We start from the raw sequence: 22,559 nt of genomic DNA on the forward strand, positions 1-22,559 counted from the left end.
GCAATTATGACGCGCCGGAAATAAATTGTCTTTAAACGGTGAAAACAATTTATTGCCCCGGCCCCTAATCGGCGAGGAAATACGCCTTTGACGATTTATCACCCGCCACACAAACACGATAAAGCCACGTTCGCCCCCTCTGTTAGACTTTTTTCCATTACTGCGAAAGTGCGCTTTCGCGGCTTTGTGAGCAATGAAAAGGTAACGCCGATGATAACTACAGATGGTAATAATGCAGTCGCTTCCGTGGCCTATCGCACCAACGAAGTGATTGCCATCTACCCTATCACGCCAAGCTCCACCATGGCGGAGCAGGCGGACGCCTGGTCCGGCGATGGCCGGCAAAACATCTGGGGCGATATCCCCCGGGTGGTGGAAATGCAGTCGGAAGGCGGCGCGATCGCCACCGTGCACGGCGCCTTGCAAACCGGCGCGCTGTCGACCTCGTTCACTTCATCGCAGGGTCTGCTGCTGATGATCCCCACGCTGTACAAACTGGCCGGCGAGCTGACGCCGTTCGTGCTGCACGTCGCCGCGCGCACCGTGGCCACGCATGCGCTGTCCATCTTCGGCGACCATTCGGACGTGATGGCGGTGCGCCAAACCGGCTGCGCCATGCTGTGCGCCGGCAGCGTGCAGGAGGCGCAGGACTTCGCGCTGATCTCACAGACCGCCACCCTCAACGCGCGCGTGCCGTTTATCCATTTCTTCGACGGTTTCCGCACCTCGCACGAGATCAACAAGATTGTGCCTCTCAGCGACGATACGCTGCGGCAAATGCTGCCGCAGGCGGCGATCGACGCCCACCGCAGCCGGGCGCTGTCGCCGGATCATCCGGTGGTGCGCGGCACTTCCGCCAACCCGGACACCTATTTCCAGTCGCGCGAAGCCACCAACCCGTGGTATGACGCCACCGGCCAACACGTGATCGACGCCATGGAAGCCTTCGCCGCCCTCACCGGCCGCCACTATCGGCCGTTCGACTATTACGGCCACCCGCAGGCCGAACGCGTGGTGGTGGTGATGGGCTCCGCCGCCGGCACCTGCGAAGAAGTGATCGACACCCTGCTGACCCGCGGCGAGAAAGTCGGCGTGCTGAAAGTGCGGCTGTTCCGGCCATTCTCCGCCAAACACCTGCTCGGCGCGCTGCCGGACAGCGTGCGCAGCGTCGCGGTGCTCGATCGCACCAAAGAACCGGGCGCACTGGCCGAGCCGCTGTATCTGGACGTGATGACCGCGCTGGCGGAAGCCTACAGCCGAGGCGAGCGCGCCACGCTGCCGCGGGTGATCGGCGGCCGTTACGGCCTGTCGTCGAAAGAGTTCGGCCCAGACTGTGCGCTGGCGGTGTTCCGTGAGCTGGCCCAGCCGCAGCCGCGCCCGCGCTTTACCGTCGGCATCTTCGATGATGTCACCGGGCTATCACTGCCGCTGAGCGACGAAATCCTGCCGCAGCGCGCCTCGCTGGAAGCGCTGTTCTACGGTTTGGGCAGCGACGGTTCGGTCTCGGCCACCAAGAACAACATCAAAATCATCGGCAACGCCACGCCGCTGTATGCGCAGGGCTATTTCGTCTACGACTCCAAAAAGGCCGGCGGCCTGACGGTGTCGCATCTGCGCGTCAGCGAGCAGCCGATCAATTCGGCCTATCTGGTCAGCCAGGCGGATTTCGTCGGCTGCCACCAACTGCAGTTTATCGATAAGTACCAGATGGTTGAGCGTCTCAAACCCGGCGGTACCTTCCTGCTCAATACCCCTTACGGCGCCGATGAGGTCTGGTCGCGCCTGCCGCAGGAGGTTCAGGCGTTGTTGCACCAACGCCAGGCGCGTTTCTATATCATCAACGCCGCCAAGCTGGCGCGCGAATGCCGGCTCGGCGCGCGCATCAACACCGTGATGCAGATGGCGTTCTTCCACCTGACGCAGATCCTGCCGAGCGACGTGGCGCTGCAACAGCTGCAGGACGCCATCGCCCGCAGCTACAGCAGCAAGGGCCAAGAGATCGTCGAGCGCAACTGGCAGGCGCTGGGCGCCACCCGCGGTGCACTGATTGAAATTCCGCTGCAGCCGGTCGACGACAGCAGCCCGATGCGCCCGCCGGTGGTCTCGGACGCCGCGCCGGACTTCGTCAAAACCGTTACCGCCGCGATGCTGGCCGGGCTGGGTGATGCGCTGCCTGTTTCCGCCTTCCCGCCGGACGGCACCTGGCCGGTGGGCACCACCCAGTGGGAAAAGCGCAACATCGCCGAAGCGATCCCGATCTGGCAGCCCGACCTGTGCACCCAGTGCAACCACTGCGTCGCCGCCTGCCCGCACTCCGCCATTCGCGCCAAAGTGGTTCAGCCGGCGGAGATGGAACACGCCCCCGCCTCTCTGCAGTCGCTGGATGTCAAAGCGCGCGATATGCGCGGCCAGAAATACGTACTGCAAGTGGCGCCGGAAGATTGCACCGGCTGTAACCTGTGCGTCGAGGTCTGCCCGGCGAAAGATCGCCAGAACCCGGAGATCAAAGCCATCAACATGGCGTCGCGCCTCGATAATCTGACGGCGGAAAAAGACAACTACGACTTCTTCCTGCAGCTGCCGGAAATCGATCCGGCGCAGCTGGAGCGCATCGACATTCGCACCTCGCAGCTGATCACGCCGCTGTTCGAATACTCCGGCGCCTGCTCCGGCTGCGGCGAAACGCCGTACATCAAGCTGCTGACCCAGCTCTATGGCGACCGTTTGCTGATCGCCAACGCCACCGGCTGTTCCTCGATCTACGGCGGCAATCTGCCGACCACGCCTTACACCACCAACGCCGAAGGGCGCGGGCCGGCGTGGGCCAACTCGCTGTTCGAAGACAACGCCGAATTCGGCCTGGGCTTCCGTCTGACGGTCGATCAACATCGCGCGCGGGTGCTGCGCCTGCTGAACTCGCTGGCGCCGCAGCTGCCGGAGCAGTTGGTCAATGCCCTGCAGATGGAAGACGTGGCGCCGGAGCCGCGCCGCAAGCAAATCGCCGAACTGCGCGCGCTGCTGGCGAGTATTGAAGGTGAAGATGCGCGCCAGCTGGCGGCCGACGCCGATTACCTGGTGGATAAATCCATCTGGCTGATCGGCGGGGACGGTTGGGCCTACGACATCGGCTTCGGCGGTTTGGATCATGTGCTCAGCCTGACGGAGAACGTCAACGTGCTGGTGCTCGACACTCAGTGCTACTCCAACACCGGCGGCCAGCAGTCGAAAGCCACGCCGCTGGGCGCGGTGACAAAGTTCGGCGAGCACGGCAAGCGCAAGGCGCGCAAGGATCTGGGCGTCAGCATGATGATGTACGGGCATGTCTACGTCGCGCAGATCTCGCTGGGGGCGCAGCTTAACCAGACGGTGAAAGCGATTCAGGAAGCCGAGGCCTATCCGGGGCCGTCGCTGATCATCGCCTACAGCCCGTGCGAAGAGCACGGCTACGATCTGGCGCTCAGCCACGATCAGATGAAACAGCTGACCGCCACCGGCTTCTGGCCGCTGTACCGCTTCGATCCGCGCCGCAGCGCCGAGGGCAAGGCCGCATTGGCGCTGGATTCGCGGCCGCCGAACAGCAGCCTGGCTGAAACGCTGCTGAACGAGCAGCGTTTCCGACGCCTGAACGCGCAGCAGCCGGAGGTGGCCAGCGCACTGTATCAGGCCGCCGAGAAAGAGCTGAAGGAGAAATACGATTTCCTCAGCCTGCTGGCCGGCAAGGCGGAAAAGTCCGCCGCTGAGTAACCCCTGTCAGGGCGCGAGCAATTCGCGCCCTGTTCTTTTACTACCGCCGGCGTAAATCGCAGCAACAAAACCTGCTGGCATTCCTGCGCGCAATCCGTACCATACAGACCTCGCGTCGGGTGCGTGGCGGCTGGATGATGAATAATGATCAAAATCGGCCGGTTGAATGGTAAACTCGCGGTCTACAACCCCATGCCCCTAGTGCCCCCCATTGAGAATGAGCACGATTTAAATGTCAGAAAAGCAATCCGTTAGCCAAAAAGAGCAGTACAACCTGAACAAATTGCAAAAGCGCCTGCGCCGCAACGTGGGCGAAGCGATCGCCGATTTCAATATGATTGAAGAAGGCGACCGCATCATGGTCTGTCTGTCCGGCGGCAAAGACAGCTACACCATGCTGGAGATCCTGCGCAATCTGCAGCAAAGCGCGCCGGTCAACTTCTCGCTGGTGGCGGTGAACCTCGATCAGAAACAGCCCGGCTTCCCGGAGCATATTCTGCCCGCCTATCTGGAAAGTCTGGGGGTGGAATACAAGATCGTCGAAGAAAACACCTACAGCATCGTTAAAGACAAGATCCCGGAAGGGAAAACCACTTGTTCACTGTGTTCGCGCCTGCGCCGCGGCATTCTGTACCGCACCGCCACCGAACTGGGCGCCACCAAGATCGCACTGGGCCACCACCGCGACGACATTCTGCAGACGCTGTTCCTCAACATGTTCTACGGCGGCAAGATGAAAGGCATGCCGCCCAAGCTGATGAGCGACGACGGCAAACACGTGGTCATCCGCCCGCTGGCCTATTGCCGCGAGAAAGACATCGAGCGTTTCTCGATCGCCAAAGCGTTCCCGATCATTCCATGCAACCTGTGCGGCTCGCAGCCTAATTTGCAGCGCCAGGTGATCGGCGACATGCTGCGCGACTGGGACAAGCGTTACCCAGGCCGGTTGGAAACCATGTTCAGCGCCATGCAGAACGTGGTGCCTTCGCACCTGAGCGATATCAACCTGTTCGATTTCAAAGGCATTCACCACGGCAGCGCCGTGGTGGACGGCGGCGATTTGGCCTTCGATCGCGAAGACATCCCGATGCAGCCGGTCGGCTGGCAGCCGGAAGACTCGGACGACGCGGCGCCTGCGCCAGAGCGTTTGAACGTGCTGGAAATCAAATAATCCCCCTCGCCGCTTGCCATCCTGCGAGCGGCGACATTTCCCTTTCCCGACGATCTCGATCCTGTTCACAGTTTGCGCAAAATTTGCTGGGCAGTGCCGTTTTTACCCTATACTGTTTATTTATACAGTCATATGGAGATCGCGCAATGAATATCACCCCCTGCCTGTCCCACGTCTCGCTGGGCTCCAACGATTTCGAGGCCGCCGCCGCCTTTTACGATCGTGCGCTGGCCGCTTTGGGTTGCCGACGGGTGCTGGAGCATCCCGGCGCCATTGGTTACGGCCGCGACTACCCGGAGTTTTGGCTACAGGTGCCGATCGACGGCCGGCCGGCCTCACCCGGCAACGGCACGCACGTCGGTTTTTTCGCCACCAGCAAGCAACAGGTGGATGAATTCCATCGCCAGGCGCTGCTGGCCGGCGCCGTCGATGAAGGCGCGCCCGGTTCGCGGCCGCATTACGGCGAGGCTTACTACGGCTGCTTTGTTCGGGATTTGGATGGACACAAGATTGAAGCCAGCTTCTGGGATGAAAGCGCGGCCTGAAGAAGAAAGGAAGCCGAATAAAAAAATGCCGGTGATTAAACCGGCATTGTACGAATCAAATGTGCTATGCAGTAATTCAAAAATAAGAAAGTAAGACAATTATGGAGCGCAACGCCCATCGCTTGACGTTGCATTCACCTGCGAGAGAGATCATGCCCCATTTCCCCCGGCTAAATGTTGATATTGCTCAATGTTAACCGGGTTTTCGTCATTTTTGCCTACAGCCAGCGGCTGCGCTTCAACCACCAGGCGACGCCAAGCACCAATCCGACCAGCATCAGGCAAAATGCCGCGAAACCGAAAGGATTACCGCCACCCGGAATACCGCCAAGGTTGACCCCGAACAGCCCGGTCAGGAAAGTGGTGGGCAGAAATACCATCGCCAACAATGACATGGTGTAAGTGCGGCGGTTCATCGCGTCGGCCATCACCGTGGTGATTTCGTCGGACAAGATGGCGGTGCGCGCAATGCTGCCGTCCAAATCGTCCAATCCCCGTCCCAGGCGATCGGCGATATCCTGCATGCGGCGGCGATCGTCGTCGCTCATCCACGGCAGGCGGTCGCTGGCCAGCCGCGCGAAAACGTCGCGCTGCGGCGCCATGTAACGGCGCAGCACGATCAGCTGTTTACGGATCAGCGCCAGCTGGCCGCGCTCCGGCACCTGCTGCTCCAGCAAGGCGTCCTCCAGATCGATAATCTTGTCGTGCAGATCCTCGATAAATTCGCTGGTGTGATCGGTCAACGCATCGGAAATTTCCACCAGCCAGCTGCCGCTGTTGGTCGGCCCAGCGCCGCTTTGCAAATCGTTGACCACCTGATCGATGGAATACACTTTGCGGTGCCGTGTGGAGATAATCAGCTTGTCGGTGATATATACGCGGATGGTGACCAGCTGATCCGGCCGGGAATTAGCGTTAAAGTTGATGCTGCGCAGGGTGATCATGGTGCCTTCGCCCTGGCGGCTGACGCGCGGCCGTGAGCTTTCGCCGGAGAGCGCTTCGCGCACCGAGTCCGGCAGCAGCGGCGTGGTACTCAGCCATTCAGCGCTGGCCGGGTGCGCGTAATCAAGATGCAGCCAGCACGGCGCGTCGCAGGTGATCTTGTCATCCTGTTCGATCGGCGTGACGCCCCCCTTGCCGTCGAGCTGGTAGGCGTAAACCGCATCGGCGACCTGCAGCTCGCTCCCCTCAATCACATCCATTCATTTATCCCCTCAGTCTTGCTTATGTTGCTGAGTCTAGCGTTAACGTCTTGGAGATCAAAGGCCAAGCTGTAACGCCAGTTTTCTCGTTGTCCCATAAACGTGTTCTATACTTCTGCCGCAAGGAACGCCAGACAGCCCGAGAGGAGACTCGCATGTTACCAATCAGCACCGCAGATATCTTGAAAGTCGTCTTACCGACCGTCATTACGCTGTTTATCGCCGTGGTCAAAACCCCTTTTCGCATTCGGCGGGAAAAACACGATAAGCTGCTCAAACTGCTCGAGTCTGTCGAGAAACCCCAAAGCGCCCCCATACGTCTGTTGCGGTTTCGCGACTATATCGGCAACCGCAGCGCCGGCCTTGCTGCGCTGCAGCTGCTGCTGGCATTGCCGGATAGCGTAGCGGCGCTGGAACGTTATCGCTTCACCGGTGGCCGCCAGCAAATCCTGCGCGCCACGTCCGCAGGCTTCGTTTTGCGGCCAAACGCCGATAGCAAGTTCAAACGTTTTTTGCTTTCCGGCCGTTATTTCTTGCTGTACCTGCTGTTCGTCATGCTGCTGGTGCTATTGCTGGCACTGGCGCAATGGGGGCTGCGTGGGGTAGAAATCACCACCACGTCGATCACCTATCTGCCCGGCGCGAGCATCGGCGACGGCTGGCAACTGCTGTTCCTCGGCTTATTGTTTACTATCACTATGCTTAGCCTGGTATTCATGATTTTCAGACAGTTGATGCTGGCGGGCAATCTCAGCTCGGAAAGCGCCTTTTATCATTACTATCAACAGGCGCGTGAGGAACAACGATGTCGGGAACTCCTAAGACAAATGCGCGATGTTCTGTGCCGTACCTGATGGGGATGCGCCGCTTGTTTCGCCGCGCGATAGCGACGCTGCTGTTCGCCGGGCAAACGGTCTATGCGCAGCCGACGCTGGAGCGCATCGCCGTTCCGTTTCGCGTAGCGACGGCGGCGGGCGATTTTTCTTACTATGTCGCCCATGAGCACCACCCCCAGCCGCGTACCGCGCTGGTGGTGATGCACGGGCATCCACGCGACGCCGCCAAGACGTTGCAAGCGGCGATCGATGCCGCGCAGGGAGCGGGAGACAACGGCTTGCTGGTCGCCCCGCTGTTCCAGGTGCCGGTAAAACTCGCCGTCCACTGCCATTCCGCCGGTCTGCCCCAGCCGCAAGACGGTGACGCTCTCTGGCGCTGCGGCTCGTGGATCGCAGGCGGTTTGGATAATGGCGGGAAAACCGGCTCGTTCAACGCCATGGATAACCTGCTGGCCGATCTGAAACGGCGTTGGCCGTCGCTGCAGTCGATAACCGTGGCCGGTTTTTCCGCCGGCGCCCAGTTCGTGCAACATTATGTCGGCTTTGCTCAACCGCCAAGCGGAGTGCGTCTGCGCTATGTGGTGGCCGATCCCGGCAGCTGGCTCTATTTTGATCGCCTGCGCCCTCTGCCCACAAGCTGGGGAAGCTGCGGCAGTGAGAAAACCTGCCGCTTCCGCTGGCAAACGCTGGACGCCGGCCGCTGTCCGCAGGCCAATCGCTGGAAATTCGGTCTGGAAGCGCTTCCCGCTCACCTGCAGCGCGCCGCAGACGCGGCTCGCCGGCGCTATGCTGCGGCCGATATCACCTATCTGGCCGCCGCCGATGATACCGGCACCGCGCCGGGCGCCTACTATCGGATACTCGACAAATCCTGCGCCGCCCAGCTGCAGGGCCCCTATCGATTGCAGCGCGCCCTGGCCTACGCCGACTACGATCGGCGTTACCTGGCGCCCCAGAAGCCGCATCGGTTAACGATCGTTCCCGGCTGCGGGCACAATGTCGCCTGCGTCTTTCCCGCCCCGACGGCCAGGCAGGCGCTTTTCCCCATTAATGCAGACTAATAATAACGGCAATGAAATAAACCCTTGCCGATAAATCGGACAATATCGCCGATAAAGCGCTGGCAATAGCGTTATTATTATGACTTAACATATTGCTATCAATTTTAATTCAAAATGATAATAATAAATCAACACAAAGCTGTTTCAGCGCAAATTTTAGGGGCATATACTTTTCTCACTACGAGGAGGTAGTTATGTTACGCGACCATTTAAAAATAAACGCCAGCGATACGCTGGAAAAAATCAGCAATATCCATTTGCAAAACCAGGGCCAGGAAGAGATCAGTGAGTTCGTGGTGAAAAACGCCGCCGGCCTGCAGATTGGCAAGGTCTCCGTCCACGATCGTTTCAGCACTCGTCGCTCTTACCCCACCAGCTACCGCATCACCCAAACCGACATGAGTGGCCGTGTGGTGGTGGATGCCATGCGGGACTGTCTATAAGCGTAACCACTCGCTGAAATAGCGAAACAATAATGTGATGATGGCAACCCTGTTTATTATTAAACGGGGTTTATCGCGTGGAAAAATTAATTACCTTCGTTGTTGCAGCGTCGAGAAAATAAAGCCCCCGCATTAGACGGGGGCGATCAATAAATCGACTCAGTGTTTGATGATATACATCGTTTGACTATAGGCCACGTCTTCCGGATTGGTGATCGGGTAGCCTTTTACCCACGGTTTGATCAGGCGGCCGTTGGTGTATTGGTAAATCGGCGCGATCGGCGCCTGATCGGCAATGATCTGTTCCATTTTGTTGTAATCGGCGGTCACCGCCGCCGGATTGGTTTCCCGCCCCGCCTGCGCCAGCAGCTTGTCGTAGTCCGCGTTCTTGAACTTGGCGATGTTGCCGCTGTGGGTGGAGGTCAGCAGCGACAGGAAGGTCGACGCCTCGTTATAGTCACCCACCCAGGAGGCGCGGATCACATCGAAATTGCCGGTGTTGCGGCTGTCGATATAGGTTTTCCACTCCTGATTCTGCAGCTTGACGTCAATACCGAGCTTTTTCTTCCACATCGAGGCCACGGCGATGGCGATCTTCTGGTGGCTTTCCGAGGTGTTATACAGCAGCGTCAGCTTCAGCGGGTTGTTCGGGCCGTAACCGGCCGCCTGCAGCAACGCCTTGGCCTGTGCATCCAACTCCGCCTGGGATTGCTGTTGCAGCAAGCTCGCTTCCGGTTTGAACCCGGCGGTCACATCCGGCGTGAAGTGATAGGCCGGTTTTTCGCCGGTGCCCAGCACTTTTTCCGCGATAATCTTGCGATCGATGGCGTAGGACAAAGCCTGGCGCACCCGCACGTCGTTGGTTGGCGCGCGCTGGGTGTTAAACGCGTAGTAATAGGTGCCGAGCTGATCCGGCGTGTACACCTGCCCCGGAATGTCTTTCAGCAGCTTCTGATACATGTTTTTCGGGAAGGATTCGGTGATGTCGATGTCACCCGCCAGGTAACGCTTGGTGGCGTTGGATTCCTGGTTGATCGGCACGAAGGTCACTTTAGTCAGCACGGTACGCGCATGATCCCAGTAATGGTCGTTAGGCGTCAGCACCAGCTTCTCGTTCACCACCCGCTCCTGCAGTTTGAACGCGCCGTTGCCCACCAGATTGCCGACCTTGGTCCAATCATTGCCGTATTTTTCCACCACCGTCTTATTGACCGGGAACAGGCTGAAGTTGGCCGTCAGGCTGACGAAGTACGGCACCGGTTTGTCCAGCTGCACTTTAAGCGTGTAGTCGTCCGGCGCCGACACGCCTAAACGATCGGCCGGCAATTTGCCGCTGATGATCTGCTCGGCGTTCTGGATCCCCGCCAGCTGCGCGAACCAGGCGAACGGCGACAGGTTTTTCGGCTCTACCAGCCGCTGCCAGCTGTAAACGAAATCCTTAGCCGTGACAGGGTCACCGTTTGACCACCGCGCGTCTTTGCGCAGATGGAAGATATAAGTCTGGTTGTCGCTGGTCTGCCAACGCGTGGCGACGCCGGGGATCACTTTACCGCTGGCGTCCTGATTGACCAGCCCTTCGAACAGATCGCGCGCCAGCTGAGCCTCCGGCAAGCCTACCGCTTTGATCGGATCGAGCGAGGCCGGTTCGTCTTTAATGTGGCGCACGATTTCCTGTTTGGCCGCCAACGCGGTGCCCGGGGGAACCTGCGCCGCCATAGCGCTGCTCATACAGGCGCCGATCGCCGCCGCGCAAAGCGCCAAACGAAAACCCCGTTGCATTCTTCTTCCCGTCATTATGATTTCCCCCGTTAACCATCTGAATTTTTTATCATATAGCACAAGATCCATCCGGCCTAGAGCCCGCGGTCGAGAAGTTGCAAAAAGTGCGATTCAGGCGATAAAAAACCCGTGCGGCGCAGGGCGGCACGGGCGGTGTTTGCAGCGGCGACCGTCAGTCGTACAGGTGGATGCTGTTGATGCGGTAGCTGAACTCTTCGCCCTCTTCTTCATCGAACACGGTGAAAAAGCCTTTCTCAGCCAGCGGACGTGCCGAGATATCGGTTTTTTGCAGCTGGCGCGCGTCGGCGTCGTCATAACCGTAGTCGAGGTAGAAGGCATCTTTCTGATAATCGATATGCAGGGTGAACGGATAGTTCGATTCGTCACCGCGCCCGTCGTCGTTTTTCACCACGCCGAACCATTCCCCCTGGCGGATCTGGTTTTCAGCGTCCACGCCGCACAGCAGCGTGATGGTGTCATTTTCATTTTCGCTATAGCTGGCGATGATTCTGGCTACTGGCATGTTAAATCCTCTTGCGGGTGATTGGCTTAGCACTGCCGTTAGTATAACAATAGCGTCAGGCCAGGTGCGGTTTAATTGGCGTTTTCACCGCAGCGGCCTCACAGATCGCGCAAACGCCGCACAATTGCGATGGGAAAGATGTCTCAAAGCGTAATACACTGAATAAAATGACAATGACTCTCGACCTTTCATCCAGGGACAACACCATGACCGAACATCGACCACGCAGTGAACGTGGCCAGTTGGCCATCGCAGGAGAGAACTACGGCAGCTCGCTGCTGGGCGCGCCGCTGCTCTATTTCCCGGCGGCGAACGGCGGCCCGCAGACCGGGCTGATCATCGCCGGCACCCACGGCGATGAGAGCGCCGCCATCGTGACCCTGTCCTGCGCGCTGCGCAGCATCGCCCCCGAGCAGTTGCGCCATCACGTGGTGCTGGCGGTCAACCCCGACGGCTGCCAGCTGGGGCTGCGCGCCAATGCCAACGGCGTCGATCTGAACCGCAACTTCCCGGCCGCCAACTGGCGTTCCGGCGACACCGTCTACCGTTGGAACAGCGCGGCGCCGGTGCGCGACGTCAAGCTCTCCACCGGCGGGCGCCCCGGTTCCGAACCGGAAACCCAGGCGCTGTGTCACCTGATCCATCGCCTGAAGCCGCACTGGGTGGTGTCGTTCCACGAGCCGCTGGCCTGCATCGAAGATCCCGCCAGTTCGCGGCTCGGCGTTTGGCTGTCGCACAAGTTCGAGCTGCCGCTGGTGACCAGCGTCGGTTATGAAACGCCCGGCTCGTTCGGCAGCTGGTGCGCGGATCTGTCGCTGCCGTGCATCACCGCCGAATTCCCGCCGATCTCCGCCGATGCCGCCAGCGAGCGTTACATCGACGCGATGACCGAGCTGTTGACCTACCCGAATTAATCCCTACGGGGCGATATCGACGATCGCCCCACATTCGAACGCCAGGCCCGGTTCGGCGTCCCGCGCCAGCCAGGTAGGGCCGTCCAGATCGACGAAGCGCGCCGCCGGCGCCAGCGGCAAGGCAGCGGATATCGCCCGCGACGTACACAACATGCAGCCAAGCATGATGGCGAACCCTTGTTCGCGCGCGGCCTGCGCCAGCGCCAACGCCTCGGTCAAGCCGCCGGTTTTGTCCAATTTGATGTTGACCATCTGATAGCGCTGCGCCAACTGCGGCAGATCGGCGCGGGTGTGGCAGCTTTCATCGGCGCAGATCGGCAGCGGATGAATAAAGTGCTCCAACGCGGCGTCGTCACCGGCCGGCAACGGTTGCTCCAGCATCGCCACGCCGAGATCGGCCAGCAGCTGGCAGCGCGCCGCAAGCCCTTCCGCCTGCCAGGACTCATTGGCGTCGACGATCAGCGTCGTCTGCGGCACCGCGGCGCGGATCGCCACCAGCCGCTCGCTGATATAGTGATCGTCGAGTTTGATTTTCAGCAGTGTGGCGCCCTGCCGCTCCAGCTCGCGCGCGGCGAAGGCCATCGCTTCCGGCGTGCCAATGCTGACGGTCTGCGCCATGCGGATCTGCGCCGGCGCCGTCACGCCGCTGCGCTGCCACAGGCTCTGCCCGTGCAGCCTGCACTCCAGATCCCACAGCGCCGAATCCAGCGCGTTGCGGGCCGCGCCCGCCGGCATCTGCGTCAGCAGCTGCTCGCGGGTGATGCCCCGCGCGATCGCCGGCGCCATCTCTGCCAGCTGCGCCATCACCGATTCCTCGCTCTCGCCGTAACGCGGATACGGCGTGCATTCACCGGTGCCGCGCACGCCCTGCTGTTCGATTTCGACCACCACCACCCGGGCTTCGGTGCGGCTGCCGCGCGCAATCACGAAGGCGGTATGCAGCGGCCAGGCTTCCGGGTAAAAACGCATGTCTCTCATAACGGCTCCTGAGCGAAAACTGCGCATTCAGCCAGGCTGATGCGCCGGTGATGTTTTATAGAACAGTCTAATATATACAACTATTTAGCAAACTTTGATATCCAATCCGTCCCGGTTGTCATAAACTGGCGCCAGGGTGTGAACCTGATGTTAACTGCCGTTGTCGGCGCGCCGTTTCATCAGGTTCATACCCTTTGTATAAACACCTGTAAAAGGAATCTAGCAATGACTCAGACAGTACATTTTCAAGGCAATCCGGTCGGCGTAGCGGGCAAGCTGCCACAGCAGGGCGAACAGGCCAAGGCCTTCTCGCTGGTTGCCAAAGACCTGTCAGACGTGGCGCTGAGCAGCTTCGCGGGTAAACGCAAAGTCCTGAACATCTTCCCAAGCATCGATACCGGCGTCTGCGCGACGTCGGTGCGTAAATTCAACCAGCTGGCCAGCGGCCTGGATAACACCGTGGTGCTGTGCATCTCCGCCGACCTCCCGTTCGCGCAGTCTCGTTTCTGCGGCGCGGAAGGCCTGAGCAACGTGGTTACCCTGTCCACCCTGCGCGGCGCCGAGTTCAAGCAGGCGTACGGCGTCGAAATCACCGAAGGCCCATTGGCGGGCCTGACCGCACGCGCGGTCGTGGTGCTGGATGGCCAGGACAACGTACTGTACAGCGAGCTGGTGAACGAAATCACCACCGAGCCGGACTACGACGCGGCGCTGGCTGCGCTGAAATAACAAAGCCGGCGAACGCCGGCTTTGGAAACACGCTAAAGGCGCCGCAAGGCGCCTTTCTTATTCTTCGCCCTCGGCGCCGCCTTTACGGCTGCTCAGGCCATACTCGCGCAGCTTGTTGGCGATGGCGGTATGGGAAACGCCCAGTCGCTTCGCCAGCTTGCGGGTGCTGGGATAGGTGCGATACAGGCGCGTCAGCACCGAGCGCTCGAAACGCTTGCTGATGTCGTCCAGCGAGCCGTCCAGCACCTCGTCGCCCAACGACATCTCCACCTCGAACTCCGGCAACACGATGTCCTGCGGCCGCAGCTCGTAGCCTTCGGTTTGCGTCAGCGCGCGGTAGATGGCGTTTTTCAGCTGACGCACGTTGCCCGGCCAGCCGTATTTGCTGAGGAAGCCGCCCAGATCGCTCGCCAGCTTGGGCCGCGCTACGCCCTGTTCATCGGCGAAGCGCGCCACGAACAGTTCGGTCAGCGGCATGATGTCCTGCGGACGTTCGCGCAGCGGCGGGATGGTGATGGTCAGCACGTTGAGGCGATAATAGAGGTCTTCGCGGAATTCGCCGCGCTGCACCAGCTCGGTGAGGTTTTTCTGGGTGGCGCAGATCACGCGCACGTCGACGTGCACCTCATGCTCCTCACCGACGCGACGGAACGTGCCGTCGTTGAGGAAACGCAGCAGTTTGGTCTGCATGCGCGGCGACATTTCGCCGATCTCATCCAGCAGCACCGAACCGCCGTTGGCCTGCTCGAAGAAGCCTTTCTTGCCTTCCAGTGCGTTGGGATAAGCGCCCGGCGCATGGCCGAACAGCTCGCTCTCCACCACGTCATCCGGCAGCGCGGCGCAGTTCAGCGCCAGGAACGGCTGTTTGCCGCGCGGGCTGCGTAAATGGCAGGCGCGGGCCAGAATATCCTTGCCGGTGCCGGTATCGCCGACGATCAGCAGCGGCGCATCGAGCATCGCCAGCTTGCGCGCCTGCTCCAGCACATGACGCATCTTGGCGCTCACCGCGACGATGTGGTCGAATTCGGTATCGTCGTTCACCGACAGATTTTGCAGTTGGCGGCCCATGCGCGCGGTGGACTTCAGCATCACCACCGCGCCAACCGCGGCCGGCTGCTGCTGTTGGTCTTCCAGATAAATCGGCGTGATGTCCATCAGGAAGTCCTGGCTGCGGATCACCACCCGCTCGGCGTGCGGCGCCGTATGCTCGCTCTCCAGCCAACGGCTGAAGTTATAGCCGCCGATCAGCGCCCCGGCGGTCTGGTTGCGGATCTTGTCTTCGCTCAGGCTGAACAGCGCCTGCGCCGCCGGGTTGGCCAGCTCGACCTTGCCTTTCATGTCGATCGAGAACACCGGTTCCGGCATCGACTCCAGCAGCGCACGCAGCGCGCGATGCTCGCGTTCGGAAGGCATAAAGCTGACGGTGCGCACGTCGGTTACGCCGGCGATGCGGCGGATCTCCGCCATCAACGCGCGGAAAGTATCGAAATCCAGCTGGGAGAAATTGAGGTAAATGCGGCCGATGGGATCGATTTCGATGCCACGTAAGTCAATGCTGCGCGATACCAAAAGATCGAGTAATTCTCGAGTGAGACCGAGGCGGTCTTCGCAAAATACTTCCAAACGCATCAGTGTTGGCCTTATCTCTGCAGGTGCGGGGATCGTTGACGATGATGATACTCCCTCGCACCGGGCGGTAGAAGCGATCTGTCAGCAAAAGTTGACAGAACTCTGATTTATTGCCGTGGTTGCTGATTTTAAACGCAAGCGGATAACAGCATCGGCGTCATTTTAGCCTACAAACAGAGAGTTATCACAACCAGAATTAATTTTGCAGAGATTTATCACGCAATCACAGGGGGATCGACTGTCGTCAAGTCTCGATTACGTCCGGCGTCGGCGCCGTTGAGAAAACGGCGCTCCTGAGAGCGCCGTCGCGGGGTTATTTGGCCTTGCCGTCGCTCTTTTTCAGCGTATCTTTCAACTGGCCGATCAGCTGGCTGCGGAAATCGCCAAGCTTCGGTTTTTCCCCTTCCAGCCACGGCAGCGGGCGGCACAGTTCCATCGCCTTGATGCCCAACCGCGCGGTCAACAACCCGGCGCCAATGCCCTGCGCCGCGCGCGCCGACAGCCGCGCTGCCAGATCCTGCGACATCCAGTCCATGCCCACTTCGCGCACCAGTTCGGAGGCGCCGGCGAAGGCGATGTTGAGCAGCACCAGCCGGAACAGACGAATGCGGCTGAAGTAGCCCAACTCGATGCCGTACAGCGCGGCGATGCGGTTAATCAAACGGATGTTGCGCCAGGCAATAAACGCCATATCCACCAGCGCCAACGGGCTGACGGCGATCATCAGCGTCGACTCGGCGGCGGAGCGGCTGATTTCGCGCCGCGCCTGGTTGTCGAGCACCGGCTGCACCAGTTTGGCGTACAGCTCCACCACTTCACGATCGTTTTGCGTTTCATGCAGCGACGCCTGCCAGCGCTGCAGCGCCGGATGCCCCTGATCCAGACCGGCCTGGCGCGCCAGCTTCTCGCAGAATTCGCGCCCTTGCCCCAGCCCGTGGCTGTGCAACAGCTCGCGCGCCACGTCGCGCTCTTCCGCGCGCTGGCGCAGCCGATACAAACGCCGCCACTCGGTGACCACCGAACCGACGCCGGCGAACACGATCAGGCCGCCGGCCACGCCGCCGCCCATGGCGATCCAGTCCTGCTGCACCCAGGCGGTATGCACCCACTGCACGCCCTGCGCCACCACGCTGACGCCGAACAGCGCCAGGCCAGCGGTGACCATTTTGCGCCACAGGCTGCGTTTAGGTTTCAGCGCGGCGTTGATGATGCCTTCGGCGCGCCCTTCTTCCTCTTCCTGCTGCAGCTCCGGCGCCGCCGGGAAAAAGCTTTCCGCCTGTTCGGCATCGAAAGCGACGCCGGCGCGCAACGCCGGCTCCTGCGGCGGCTGCAGCGGCTCGTCAAAATCGATACGCGGTTTGATCGGCTCGCTCATCGCAATTTGTCTCCCAATAAAAACTCCATCACCGCATCCAGACGGATGTGCGGCAACGGGCTGTCCACGCTCATGGCGCGCGGACGAAACTCATCGAAGTGGAACCCCTGGCTCTGCCAGAACGCCGGCCCCGGCAGACGGGCGGGCACTTCGCCGGGGAACACCGTCAGCGGCGCGCCGTCGCTCAGGCGGTTGCCCTTCAATGCCGGAATGCGCTGCCCCTGATGATCGACGATGCCGCTCTCGGTCGCCTGCACCGAGGCCAGGCCGACGCAATCCATGCTGATGCCCTCGAACGCCGCGTTCTGCCACGCCTCTTGCACCAGCTGTTGCAGCAAGGACACCAGATTGGCGTGCTGATCGGCGGTGATATGGTCCGCCTTGGTGGCGGCGAACATCAGTTTGTCGATGGTCGGCGAGAACAAGCGGCGAAACAGCGTGCGCTTGCCGTAATGGAAGCTCTGCATCAGTTGGGTCAACGCCAGACGCATGTCGTTGAACGCCTGCGGGCCGCTGTTGAGCGGCTGCAGGCAGTCGACCAGCACGATTTGCCGATCGAAACGGACGAAATGCTCTTTGTAGAAGTTCTTGACGATCGACTGGCAGTAGTAATTGAAGCGAGCGCGCAACATGCCGATGTTAGTGTGTTTGTCGGCCTGCGCCAGCTTCGACTCGCCGATCGCGGCCACGTCGGGCCACGGGAAAAACTGCAGCGCCGGCGCGCCGGCCATGTCGCCCGGCAGCACGAAACGCCCTGGCTGAATGAAGTGCAGCCCTTCGCTTTTGCAGCGCAGCAGATAATCGGTGTAGGCCTGGGCGATCGCCGCCAGGCGGTTTTCATCGGCCGGCGCCAGCGGATCGCAGGTTTTGCACAGCTCAAGCCAGGGCTTAGCCCATTCGGCGCGTTCGCCCTGCAGCAGCCCGGTCATCTGGCGCGACCAGGCCAGGTAATCCTGTTCGAGCATCGGCAGATCCAGCAACCATTCGCCGGGATAATCGACGATTTCCAGGTACAGCGTGGAGGTGTCTTTAAAGTGGCGCAGCAGCGAGTCGTTGGAGCGGTAGCGCAACGCCAGACGAATTTCGCTGACGCCGCGCGTCGGCGTCGGCCAGGCCGGCGGCGTGCCGTACAGCTGCGCCAGCCCTTCGTCATAGGTGAAACGCTGGATGCCGAGATCGCGCTGCGGGATGCGTTTAACGCCCAACAGGCGTTCTTCGCGCACCGGTGAAAACAACGGCATGCGCGCGCCGCTGTGCACATGCAGCAGTTGGTTAACGAAAGCGGTGATAAAGGCGGTTTTGCCGCTGCGGCTCAGGCCGGTCACCGCCAGGCGCAGATGGCGATCCATTCCGCGGTTGACCAGCGAGGTTAACTCATTTTGCAGTCGTTTCATTGCTCTCCTTGACGTAACGCCCGAAAGCCTTGTTCAGGCCTTTACGGAACAGCGGTTCCAGCACCAGCGCCAGCACGAAGCGCACCGGTTTGCGGCCGACGGTTTTCAACAGCCAGCCGGCAGCGCCCGCCGGGCCATAGTTCAATAACGCTATGATGATGACTTTAGCCAATGTCTTCAACATTGCCGCCGCTCCTGATTTAAATCCACCCGTTCTGGCGGTGTTTGCGACATCGATTTTATTCATGACAATGCCCTCCGGCACTAGATGATTAAGGTTATTCACGGGATAACGGCGGCGAAGATGCCCGGCCTGCGCAGGCCGGGTATCGCAAGAAGGGTTACAGCTTGCGGAAACGGCTCTGTACGCCGAAGGTATCGGACGTCACGTAGCGCTCGACCTGACGCAGCTGCTGCTCGCCGCTGCCCAGCTCATACTCCAGCTGATCGAGCAGCTGGCGCGGCGTCTTCTGATGCTCGCCTTCGAAGCGGCTGGCCGGCGCCTCGTCCAACACGAACACTAGCGCGATATAGGCCACCAGCGTGAAGAAGAACAGCCCAAAGAACAGCGACAGCACCACCATCACGCGGATCAGGCGCACCGGCACGTCGAAATAGTGGGCCAAACCGGCGCAGACGCCTTTCACCATGCCTTCTTCGGGTACGCGATAAAGCTTTTTACTGCCCAGCGTATTACTCATCAGGACTGTCTCCAGTTCGGGTGTTCCGCATCAAGGATCTCTTCCAGCGCCTGAATGCGTTCACGCATGCGTTTGGCGTCTTCCGCCAGCTGCGCCAGGCGCTGCATTTCTTGCTGACTCAGCTGGATGCCGGTCTGTTGCCGATTGCTGTAATGCAGCCAAAGCCAAATCGGCGCGACAAACAGCACGAAAATTGTCAGCGGAATGGCAAGTAATAAAGCACTCATTGTTATTCCTTCTTATCGGGTCCTGGATTGGCGGCCACCTCCGGTGTGTGGCCGCGGTTCGCCTTACTCTGAGCGGTTCATCTTGGCTTTCAGCGCCGCCAGCTGCTCACTGATGGCGTCGTCGGCTTTCAGCTCGGCAAACTCCTGGTCCAGCGACTTCTTTTTACCGATGCTGATGCTTTCCGCTTCGGCTTCCATGTGGTCGATGCGGCGTTCGAACTGTTCGAAACGCGCCATCGCCTCGTCCAGCTTACCGCTGTCGAGCTGGCGACGTACTTCACGGGAAGAAGAGGCGGCCTGATGACGCAGCGCCAGCGCCTGCTGCCGCGCGCGGGTTTCGGTCAGCTTGTTTTCCAGCTCGCCGATTTCGCTCTTCATGCGCGCCAGCGTTTCTTCTACGGTCGCCACTTCCTGCGTCAGCGTGGCGATCAGGTCGGCAACCTTTTGTTTTTCGATCAGCGCCGCGCGGGCCAAGTCTTCTTTATCTTTGCGCAGCGCCAGTTCGGCTTTTTCCTGCCAGTCGCTTACCTGGCTTTCGCCCTGCTCGATGCGACGCAGCAACTGCTTTTTCTCCGCCAGCGCGCGCGCCGACGTAGAACGGACTTCAACCAGCGTGTCTTCCATCTCTTGGATCATCAACCGCACCAGCTTCTGCGGATCTTCCGCCTTGTCCAGCAGGGTGTTGATGTTGGCGTTCACGATGTCGGCAAAACGAGAAAAAATACCCATAATTCACTTCCTCTTGGTTATGATGGCGTCTGAAGCGCCGCGTTAAGTCGTACAGCTTGCCCAAAGAGATAATCAAAACCCGTGCCAACTTTTATATTATTGAAAAACAACAACTCTTTATTTTTGACTCTCTGCGCGCTTGCTGTAGAGTGATTATTTTCACCAAACATTGGCGAATTTCATCATGAACGAACAGCCAGAAAATTTGTTGGGCGAAGCAAACGCCTTTGTCGACGTATTGGAGCAAGTCTCCCAGGTGGCAAAGCTGAACAAACCGGTGCTGGTGATCGGCGAGCGCGGCACCGGCAAAGAGCTGATCGCCCATCGTCTGCACTACCTCTCAAACCGTTGGCAAGGGCCGTTCATCTCGCTCAACTGCGCGGCGCTGAATGAAAACCTGCTGGACTCCGAGCTGTTCGGCCACGAGGCCGGCGCCTTTACCGGCGCGCAGAAACGTCATCTGGGCCGCTTCGAGCGCGCCGACGGCGGCACGCTGTTCCTCGATGAGCTGGCGACCGCGCCGATGCTGGTGCAGGAGAAATTGCTGCGGGTGATCGAATACGGCCAGCTGGAACGCGTGGGCGGCAGCCAGCCGCTGCGGGTGGATGTGCGGTTGGTGTGCGCCACCAACGACGATCTGCCGGCGCTGGCGGCGGCGGGCAAGTTTCGCGCCGATCTGCTGGATCGGCTGGCGTTCGACGTGGTGCAGCTGCCGCCGCTGCGCCAACGCCGGCCCGATATCATGTTGCTGGCCGAGCACTTCGCCATCCAAATGTGCCGCGAGCTAGGGCTGCCGCTGTTTCCCGGCTTTACCGAACGCGCCAGGCAGACGTTGCTCGAATATGGCTGGCCGGGCAACGTGCGCGAACTGAAAAACGTGGTGGAACGTTCGGTCTATCGTCACGGCGACAGCGACAGCCCGCTGGATGAGATCGTCATCAACCCGTTTGCGCCGCGCGAGGCCACGCCGGTCGCGCCCATTCCTGAAGACGCCGCCGCGTTGCCGCCGCTGCCGTTGGATTTGAAACACTGGCAGCTCGAGCAGGAGAAGGCGCTTCTCGAAGCGGCGCTGCAGCAAGGCCGGTTCAATCAGCGCAAGGCGGCGCAGCTGCTGGGGCTCACCTACCATCAGCTACGCGGCATGCTGAAAAAACATGCGCTGCTGCAAAACGGCGAAGCGGACGAGGAATAGCGGGCAAAAAAAAAAGCCAGCACCCGAGCTGGCTTAAAAAACACTGGAAGCAATGTGAGCAATGTCGTGCCTTCCACATCAGAGCCGCAAACCGCGGCCTTCCGTGAACTGCCAGGCGATGATAATAGTTATCAGTATCGTCTGTAAAGCACTTTGTTGAGAATTTTTCTCATTACCACACGAAGATTGCGCAATTACCACTCAGGGAACGGGTCCGCCATATCCAGCCAATAGTCCACGCCGGCGGCCATTTCATCGTCGCTCAGCAGGCAGTCATCCAGCAAACGCACGATCGCCGCCTGTTGCAAGTGCTGGCCGATAAACACCAACTCCTGGCGCATGTCGCCGAACGGCTCCACCCATTTCTCCTGAATATGCGCCCGCGTTTCCGGATCCTGCGGCCAATTATCTTGCGGGATAGCGCGCCAAAAGGTGCCCGCCAGGCCGTAATGGGCGATGCCGCCGGCCTGGCTCCACTGTCCGGCCTGTCGCGGACGCGTCGCCAGCCAGAAGAAGCCTTTCGAACGCAGCAGCTTGCCGCCGCCCCAGTCGCCGTTGATCACACGGTAGAACTTGTCCGGCGCAAACGGCCGCCGCGCTTGATAGACAAAACTGCTGATGCCGTAGCTTTCCGTTTCCGGCACGTGTTCGCCGCGCAGCTCTTTCAGCCAGCCGGGCGCCTGCTGCGCCTTTTCAAAGCTGAAGCTGCCGGTATTCAGCACCGCCCCCAGCGGCAGTTTGCCCGGCGCGATCGGCACAATGCGGGCGTCGGGATTCAGGCTGGCCAGCAGCGCCATCACTTCGCCCTGCTGCGTTGGCGTCAACAGATCGGTCTTGCTGACCAGGATCACGTCGCAAAATTCAATTTGCTCAATCAACAGGTCCGCCACGCTGCGCAGATCGTCCTCGCCCAGGCTTTGGCCGGCCTCCTGCAGGCTTTGCGCCTGTTGGTATTGCTGAATGAAATTCACCCCGTCGACCACCGTCACCAGCGTATCCAGCCGGGCGAATTGGGACAGGCTTTCGCCCGCTTCATCCTCAAAGGTAAAGGTTTCCGCCACCGGCAGCGGCTCCGAGATGCCGCTCGATTCGATCAACAGGTAATCGAAACGCCCCTCCTGCGCCAGTTCGCGCACCGACACCAGCAGATCTTCGCGCAGCGTGCAGCAGATGCACCCGTTGCTCATCTCCACCAGCTTCTCTTCCTGGCGATCGAGATGCACTTCATTCTCTACCAGCGCGGCGTCAATGTTCACTTCGCTCATGTCGTTGACAATCACCGCCACGCGCATGCCCTGCCGGTTGTTCAGGATATGGTTCAGCACCGTGGTCTTGCCGGCGCCGAGAAAGCCGGAAAGCACGGTCACGGGAAGTTGTTTCATGGAAA

At 60.3% G+C, this 22,559-nt stretch carries 21 protein-coding genes; 9 read left to right on the forward strand and 12 right to left on the reverse strand.

Going from position 1 to position 22,559, the window contains the following annotated elements; genetic code table 11:
- Positions 1 to 210 precede the first annotated feature (210 nt).
- The 3 genes from nifJ (at position 211) to ACP39K_RS01850 (ending at position 5,460) form a co-directional block, all read left to right on the forward strand.
- On the forward strand, positions 211 to 3,744 hold the full coding sequence (gene nifJ / locus ACP39K_RS01840) for a pyruvate:ferredoxin (flavodoxin) oxidoreductase (RefSeq protein WP_261267360.1): 3,534 nt from the start codon (positions 211 to 213) through the stop codon (positions 3,742 to 3,744).
- A 232-nt stretch (positions 3,745 to 3,976) separates the two neighbouring features.
- Complete coding sequence (gene ttcA, locus ACP39K_RS01845; RefSeq protein ID WP_004930494.1) at positions 3,977 to 4,915, forward strand: tRNA 2-thiocytidine(32) synthetase TtcA; 939 nt, start codon at positions 3,977 to 3,979, stop codon at positions 4,913 to 4,915.
- Positions 4,916 to 5,061: 146 nt separating this feature from the next.
- Positions 5,062 to 5,460 carry a VOC family protein gene (locus ACP39K_RS01850; RefSeq protein ID WP_004930496.1) on the forward strand — a complete coding sequence of 133 codons (399 nt, stop codon included), beginning with the start codon at positions 5,062 to 5,064 and terminating at the stop codon, positions 5,458 to 5,460.
- A gap of 218 nt (positions 5,461 to 5,678) precedes the next feature.
- On the opposite strand, the gene zntB is transcribed toward ACP39K_RS01850, so the two are convergent.
- A complete protein-coding gene (gene zntB, locus ACP39K_RS01855; RefSeq protein WP_016927567.1) occupies positions 5,679 to 6,662 on the reverse strand; it encodes a zinc transporter ZntB in 984 nt (327 codons plus the stop codon).
- A 155-nt stretch (positions 6,663 to 6,817) separates the two neighbouring features.
- On the opposite strand from zntB, the gene ACP39K_RS01860 reads away from it, so the two are divergent.
- The 3 genes from ACP39K_RS01860 (at position 6,818) to ACP39K_RS01870 (ending at position 9,002) form a co-directional block, all read left to right on the forward strand.
- Positions 6,818 to 7,516 (forward strand): hypothetical protein, encoded by a 699-nt coding sequence (locus ACP39K_RS01860; RefSeq protein WP_497008266.1) that lies wholly within the window; start codon positions 6,818 to 6,820, stop codon positions 7,514 to 7,516.
- Entirely contained in the window at positions 7,468 to 8,559 is a 1,092-nt protein-coding gene (locus ACP39K_RS01865; RefSeq protein WP_147827280.1) for an alpha/beta hydrolase family protein, read from the forward strand. The genes ACP39K_RS01860 and ACP39K_RS01865 overlap by 49 nt, the downstream gene beginning before the upstream one ends.
- Positions 8,560 to 8,753: 194 nt before the next feature.
- Complete coding sequence (locus ACP39K_RS01870) at positions 8,754 to 9,002, forward strand: hypothetical protein (protein WP_004930507.1); 249 nt, start codon at positions 8,754 to 8,756, stop codon at positions 9,000 to 9,002.
- 159 nt (positions 9,003 to 9,161) lie between these two features.
- Here the strand turns inward: ACP39K_RS01870 and ACP39K_RS01875 are convergent, their stop codons facing one another.
- Complete coding sequence (locus ACP39K_RS01875; RefSeq protein WP_033640165.1) at positions 9,162 to 10,796, reverse strand: peptide ABC transporter substrate-binding protein; 1,635 nt, start codon at positions 10,794 to 10,796, stop codon at positions 9,162 to 9,164.
- Between the two features lie 157 nt (positions 10,797 to 10,953).
- Positions 10,954 to 11,304, reverse strand: coding sequence for a hypothetical protein (locus ACP39K_RS01880; RefSeq protein ID WP_015378006.1), 351 nt, complete (start codon positions 11,302 to 11,304; stop codon positions 10,954 to 10,956).
- 206 nt (positions 11,305 to 11,510) lie between these two features.
- On the opposite strand from ACP39K_RS01880, the gene mpaA reads away from it, so the two are divergent.
- Complete coding sequence (gene mpaA, locus ACP39K_RS01885; protein WP_028128339.1) at positions 11,511 to 12,218, forward strand: murein tripeptide amidase MpaA; 708 nt, start codon at positions 11,511 to 11,513, stop codon at positions 12,216 to 12,218.
- Between the two features lie 3 nt (positions 12,219 to 12,221).
- Here the strand turns inward: mpaA and ycjG are convergent, their stop codons facing one another.
- Positions 12,222 to 13,196, reverse strand: coding sequence for an L-Ala-D/L-Glu epimerase (gene ycjG / locus ACP39K_RS01890; RefSeq protein ID WP_033640164.1), 975 nt, complete (start codon positions 13,194 to 13,196; stop codon positions 12,222 to 12,224).
- 225 nt (positions 13,197 to 13,421) lie between these two features.
- On the opposite strand from ycjG, the gene tpx reads away from it, so the two are divergent.
- On the forward strand, positions 13,422 to 13,925 hold the full coding sequence (tpx, locus tag ACP39K_RS01895; RefSeq protein ID WP_016927561.1) for a thiol peroxidase: 504 nt from the start codon (positions 13,422 to 13,424) through the stop codon (positions 13,923 to 13,925).
- A gap of 57 nt (positions 13,926 to 13,982) precedes the next feature.
- Here the strand turns inward: tpx and tyrR are convergent, their stop codons facing one another.
- From tyrR to pspA, 7 genes are all read right to left on the reverse strand, one after another.
- Positions 13,983 to 15,554 (reverse strand): transcriptional regulator TyrR, encoded by a 1,572-nt coding sequence (gene tyrR, locus ACP39K_RS01900; protein ID WP_033634193.1) that lies wholly within the window; start codon positions 15,552 to 15,554, stop codon positions 13,983 to 13,985.
- A 313-nt stretch (positions 15,555 to 15,867) separates the two neighbouring features.
- Positions 15,868 to 16,929: a YcjF family protein gene (locus tag ACP39K_RS01905; protein ID WP_004930545.1), complete on the reverse strand. Its 1,062-nt coding sequence runs from the start codon at positions 16,927 to 16,929 to the stop codon at positions 15,868 to 15,870.
- Positions 16,926 to 18,323, reverse strand: coding sequence for a YcjX family GTP-binding protein (locus ACP39K_RS01910; protein WP_049188991.1), 1,398 nt, complete (start codon positions 18,321 to 18,323; stop codon positions 16,926 to 16,928). Before ACP39K_RS01910 ends, ACP39K_RS01905 begins: the two co-directional genes overlap by 4 nt.
- Positions 18,304 to 18,570 (reverse strand): phage shock protein PspD, encoded by a 267-nt coding sequence (pspD, locus tag ACP39K_RS01915; protein ID WP_173890227.1) that lies wholly within the window; start codon positions 18,568 to 18,570, stop codon positions 18,304 to 18,306. Before pspD ends, ACP39K_RS01910 begins: the two co-directional genes overlap by 20 nt.
- 94 nt (positions 18,571 to 18,664) lie before the next feature.
- Complete coding sequence (gene pspC, locus ACP39K_RS01920; protein WP_015378011.1) at positions 18,665 to 19,024, reverse strand: envelope stress response membrane protein PspC; 360 nt, start codon at positions 19,022 to 19,024, stop codon at positions 18,665 to 18,667.
- Positions 19,024 to 19,251 (reverse strand): envelope stress response membrane protein PspB, encoded by a 228-nt coding sequence (gene pspB / locus ACP39K_RS01925; protein WP_004930553.1) that lies wholly within the window; start codon positions 19,249 to 19,251, stop codon positions 19,024 to 19,026. The genes pspC and pspB overlap by 1 nt, the downstream gene beginning before the upstream one ends.
- A 63-nt stretch (positions 19,252 to 19,314) precedes the next feature.
- The gene (pspA, locus tag ACP39K_RS01930; RefSeq protein ID WP_004930555.1) at positions 19,315 to 19,980 is read right to left on the reverse strand and encodes a phage shock protein PspA; all 666 of its coding nucleotides are present in this window, start codon (positions 19,978 to 19,980) and stop codon (positions 19,315 to 19,317) included.
- 184 nt (positions 19,981 to 20,164) lie between these two features.
- Between pspA and pspF the strand changes: the two genes are divergently transcribed.
- Positions 20,165 to 21,172, forward strand: a complete 1,008-nt coding sequence (pspF, locus tag ACP39K_RS01935; protein WP_049299379.1) for a phage shock protein operon transcriptional activator — start codon at positions 20,165 to 20,167, stop codon at positions 21,170 to 21,172.
- Positions 21,173 to 21,366: 194 nt separating this feature from the next.
- Here pspF and zigA read toward each other — a convergent pair whose 3' ends face one another.
- Positions 21,367 to 22,554 (reverse strand): zinc metallochaperone GTPase ZigA, encoded by a 1,188-nt coding sequence (zigA, locus tag ACP39K_RS01940; protein WP_060444709.1) that lies wholly within the window; start codon positions 22,552 to 22,554, stop codon positions 21,367 to 21,369.
- Positions 22,555 to 22,559 lie beyond the last annotated feature (5 nt).

It is taken from the genome of Serratia sp. EC4 (assembly GCF_059652115.1).

Coding starts and splice junctions, on each gene's coding strand:
- ACP39K_RS01875 (WP_033640165.1), bottom strand. CDS start 10,796: ATGACGGGAAGAAGAATGCAACGGGGTTTTCGTTTGGCGCTTTGCGCG.
- zigA (WP_060444709.1), bottom strand. CDS start 22,554: ATGAAACAACTTCCCGTGACCGTGCTTTCCGGCTTTCTCGGCGCCGGC.
- ACP39K_RS01860 (WP_497008266.1), top strand. CDS start 6,818: ATGTTACCAATCAGCACCGCAGATATCTTGAAAGTCGTCTTACCGACC.
- ACP39K_RS01910 (WP_049188991.1), bottom strand. CDS start 18,323: ATGAAACGACTGCAAAATGAGTTAACCTCGCTGGTCAACCGCGGAATG.
- pspA (WP_004930555.1), bottom strand. CDS start 19,980: ATGGGTATTTTTTCTCGTTTTGCCGACATCGTGAACGCCAACATCAAC.
- ACP39K_RS01865 (WP_147827280.1), top strand. CDS start 7,468: ATGTCGGGAACTCCTAAGACAAATGCGCGATGTTCTGTGCCGTACCTG.
- pspB (WP_004930553.1), bottom strand. CDS start 19,251: ATGAGTGCTTTATTACTTGCCATTCCGCTGACAATTTTCGTGCTGTTT.
- ACP39K_RS01880 (WP_015378006.1), bottom strand. CDS start 11,304: ATGCCAGTAGCCAGAATCATCGCCAGCTATAGCGAAAATGAAAATGAC.
- tyrR (WP_033634193.1), bottom strand. CDS start 15,554: ATGCGTTTGGAAGTATTTTGCGAAGACCGCCTCGGTCTCACTCGAGAA.
- ACP39K_RS01905 (WP_004930545.1), bottom strand. CDS start 16,929: ATGAGCGAGCCGATCAAACCGCGTATCGATTTTGACGAGCCGCTGCAG.
- ycjG (WP_033640164.1), bottom strand. CDS start 13,196: ATGAGAGACATGCGTTTTTACCCGGAAGCCTGGCCGCTGCATACCGCC.
- ttcA (WP_004930494.1), top strand. CDS start 3,977: ATGTCAGAAAAGCAATCCGTTAGCCAAAAAGAGCAGTACAACCTGAAC.
- pspD (WP_173890227.1), bottom strand. CDS start 18,570: ATGAATAAAATCGATGTCGCAAACACCGCCAGAACGGGTGGATTTAAA.
- ACP39K_RS01870 (WP_004930507.1), top strand. CDS start 8,754: ATGTTACGCGACCATTTAAAAATAAACGCCAGCGATACGCTGGAAAAA.
- pspC (WP_015378011.1), bottom strand. CDS start 19,024: ATGAGTAATACGCTGGGCAGTAAAAAGCTTTATCGCGTACCCGAAGAA.
- tpx (WP_016927561.1), top strand. CDS start 13,422: ATGACTCAGACAGTACATTTTCAAGGCAATCCGGTCGGCGTAGCGGGC.
- nifJ (WP_261267360.1), top strand. CDS start 211: ATGATAACTACAGATGGTAATAATGCAGTCGCTTCCGTGGCCTATCGC.
- pspF (WP_049299379.1), top strand. CDS start 20,165: ATGAACGAACAGCCAGAAAATTTGTTGGGCGAAGCAAACGCCTTTGTC.
- zntB (WP_016927567.1), bottom strand. CDS start 6,662: ATGGATGTGATTGAGGGGAGCGAGCTGCAGGTCGCCGATGCGGTTTAC.
- ACP39K_RS01850 (WP_004930496.1), top strand. CDS start 5,062: ATGAATATCACCCCCTGCCTGTCCCACGTCTCGCTGGGCTCCAACGAT.
- mpaA (WP_028128339.1), top strand. CDS start 11,511: ATGACCGAACATCGACCACGCAGTGAACGTGGCCAGTTGGCCATCGCA.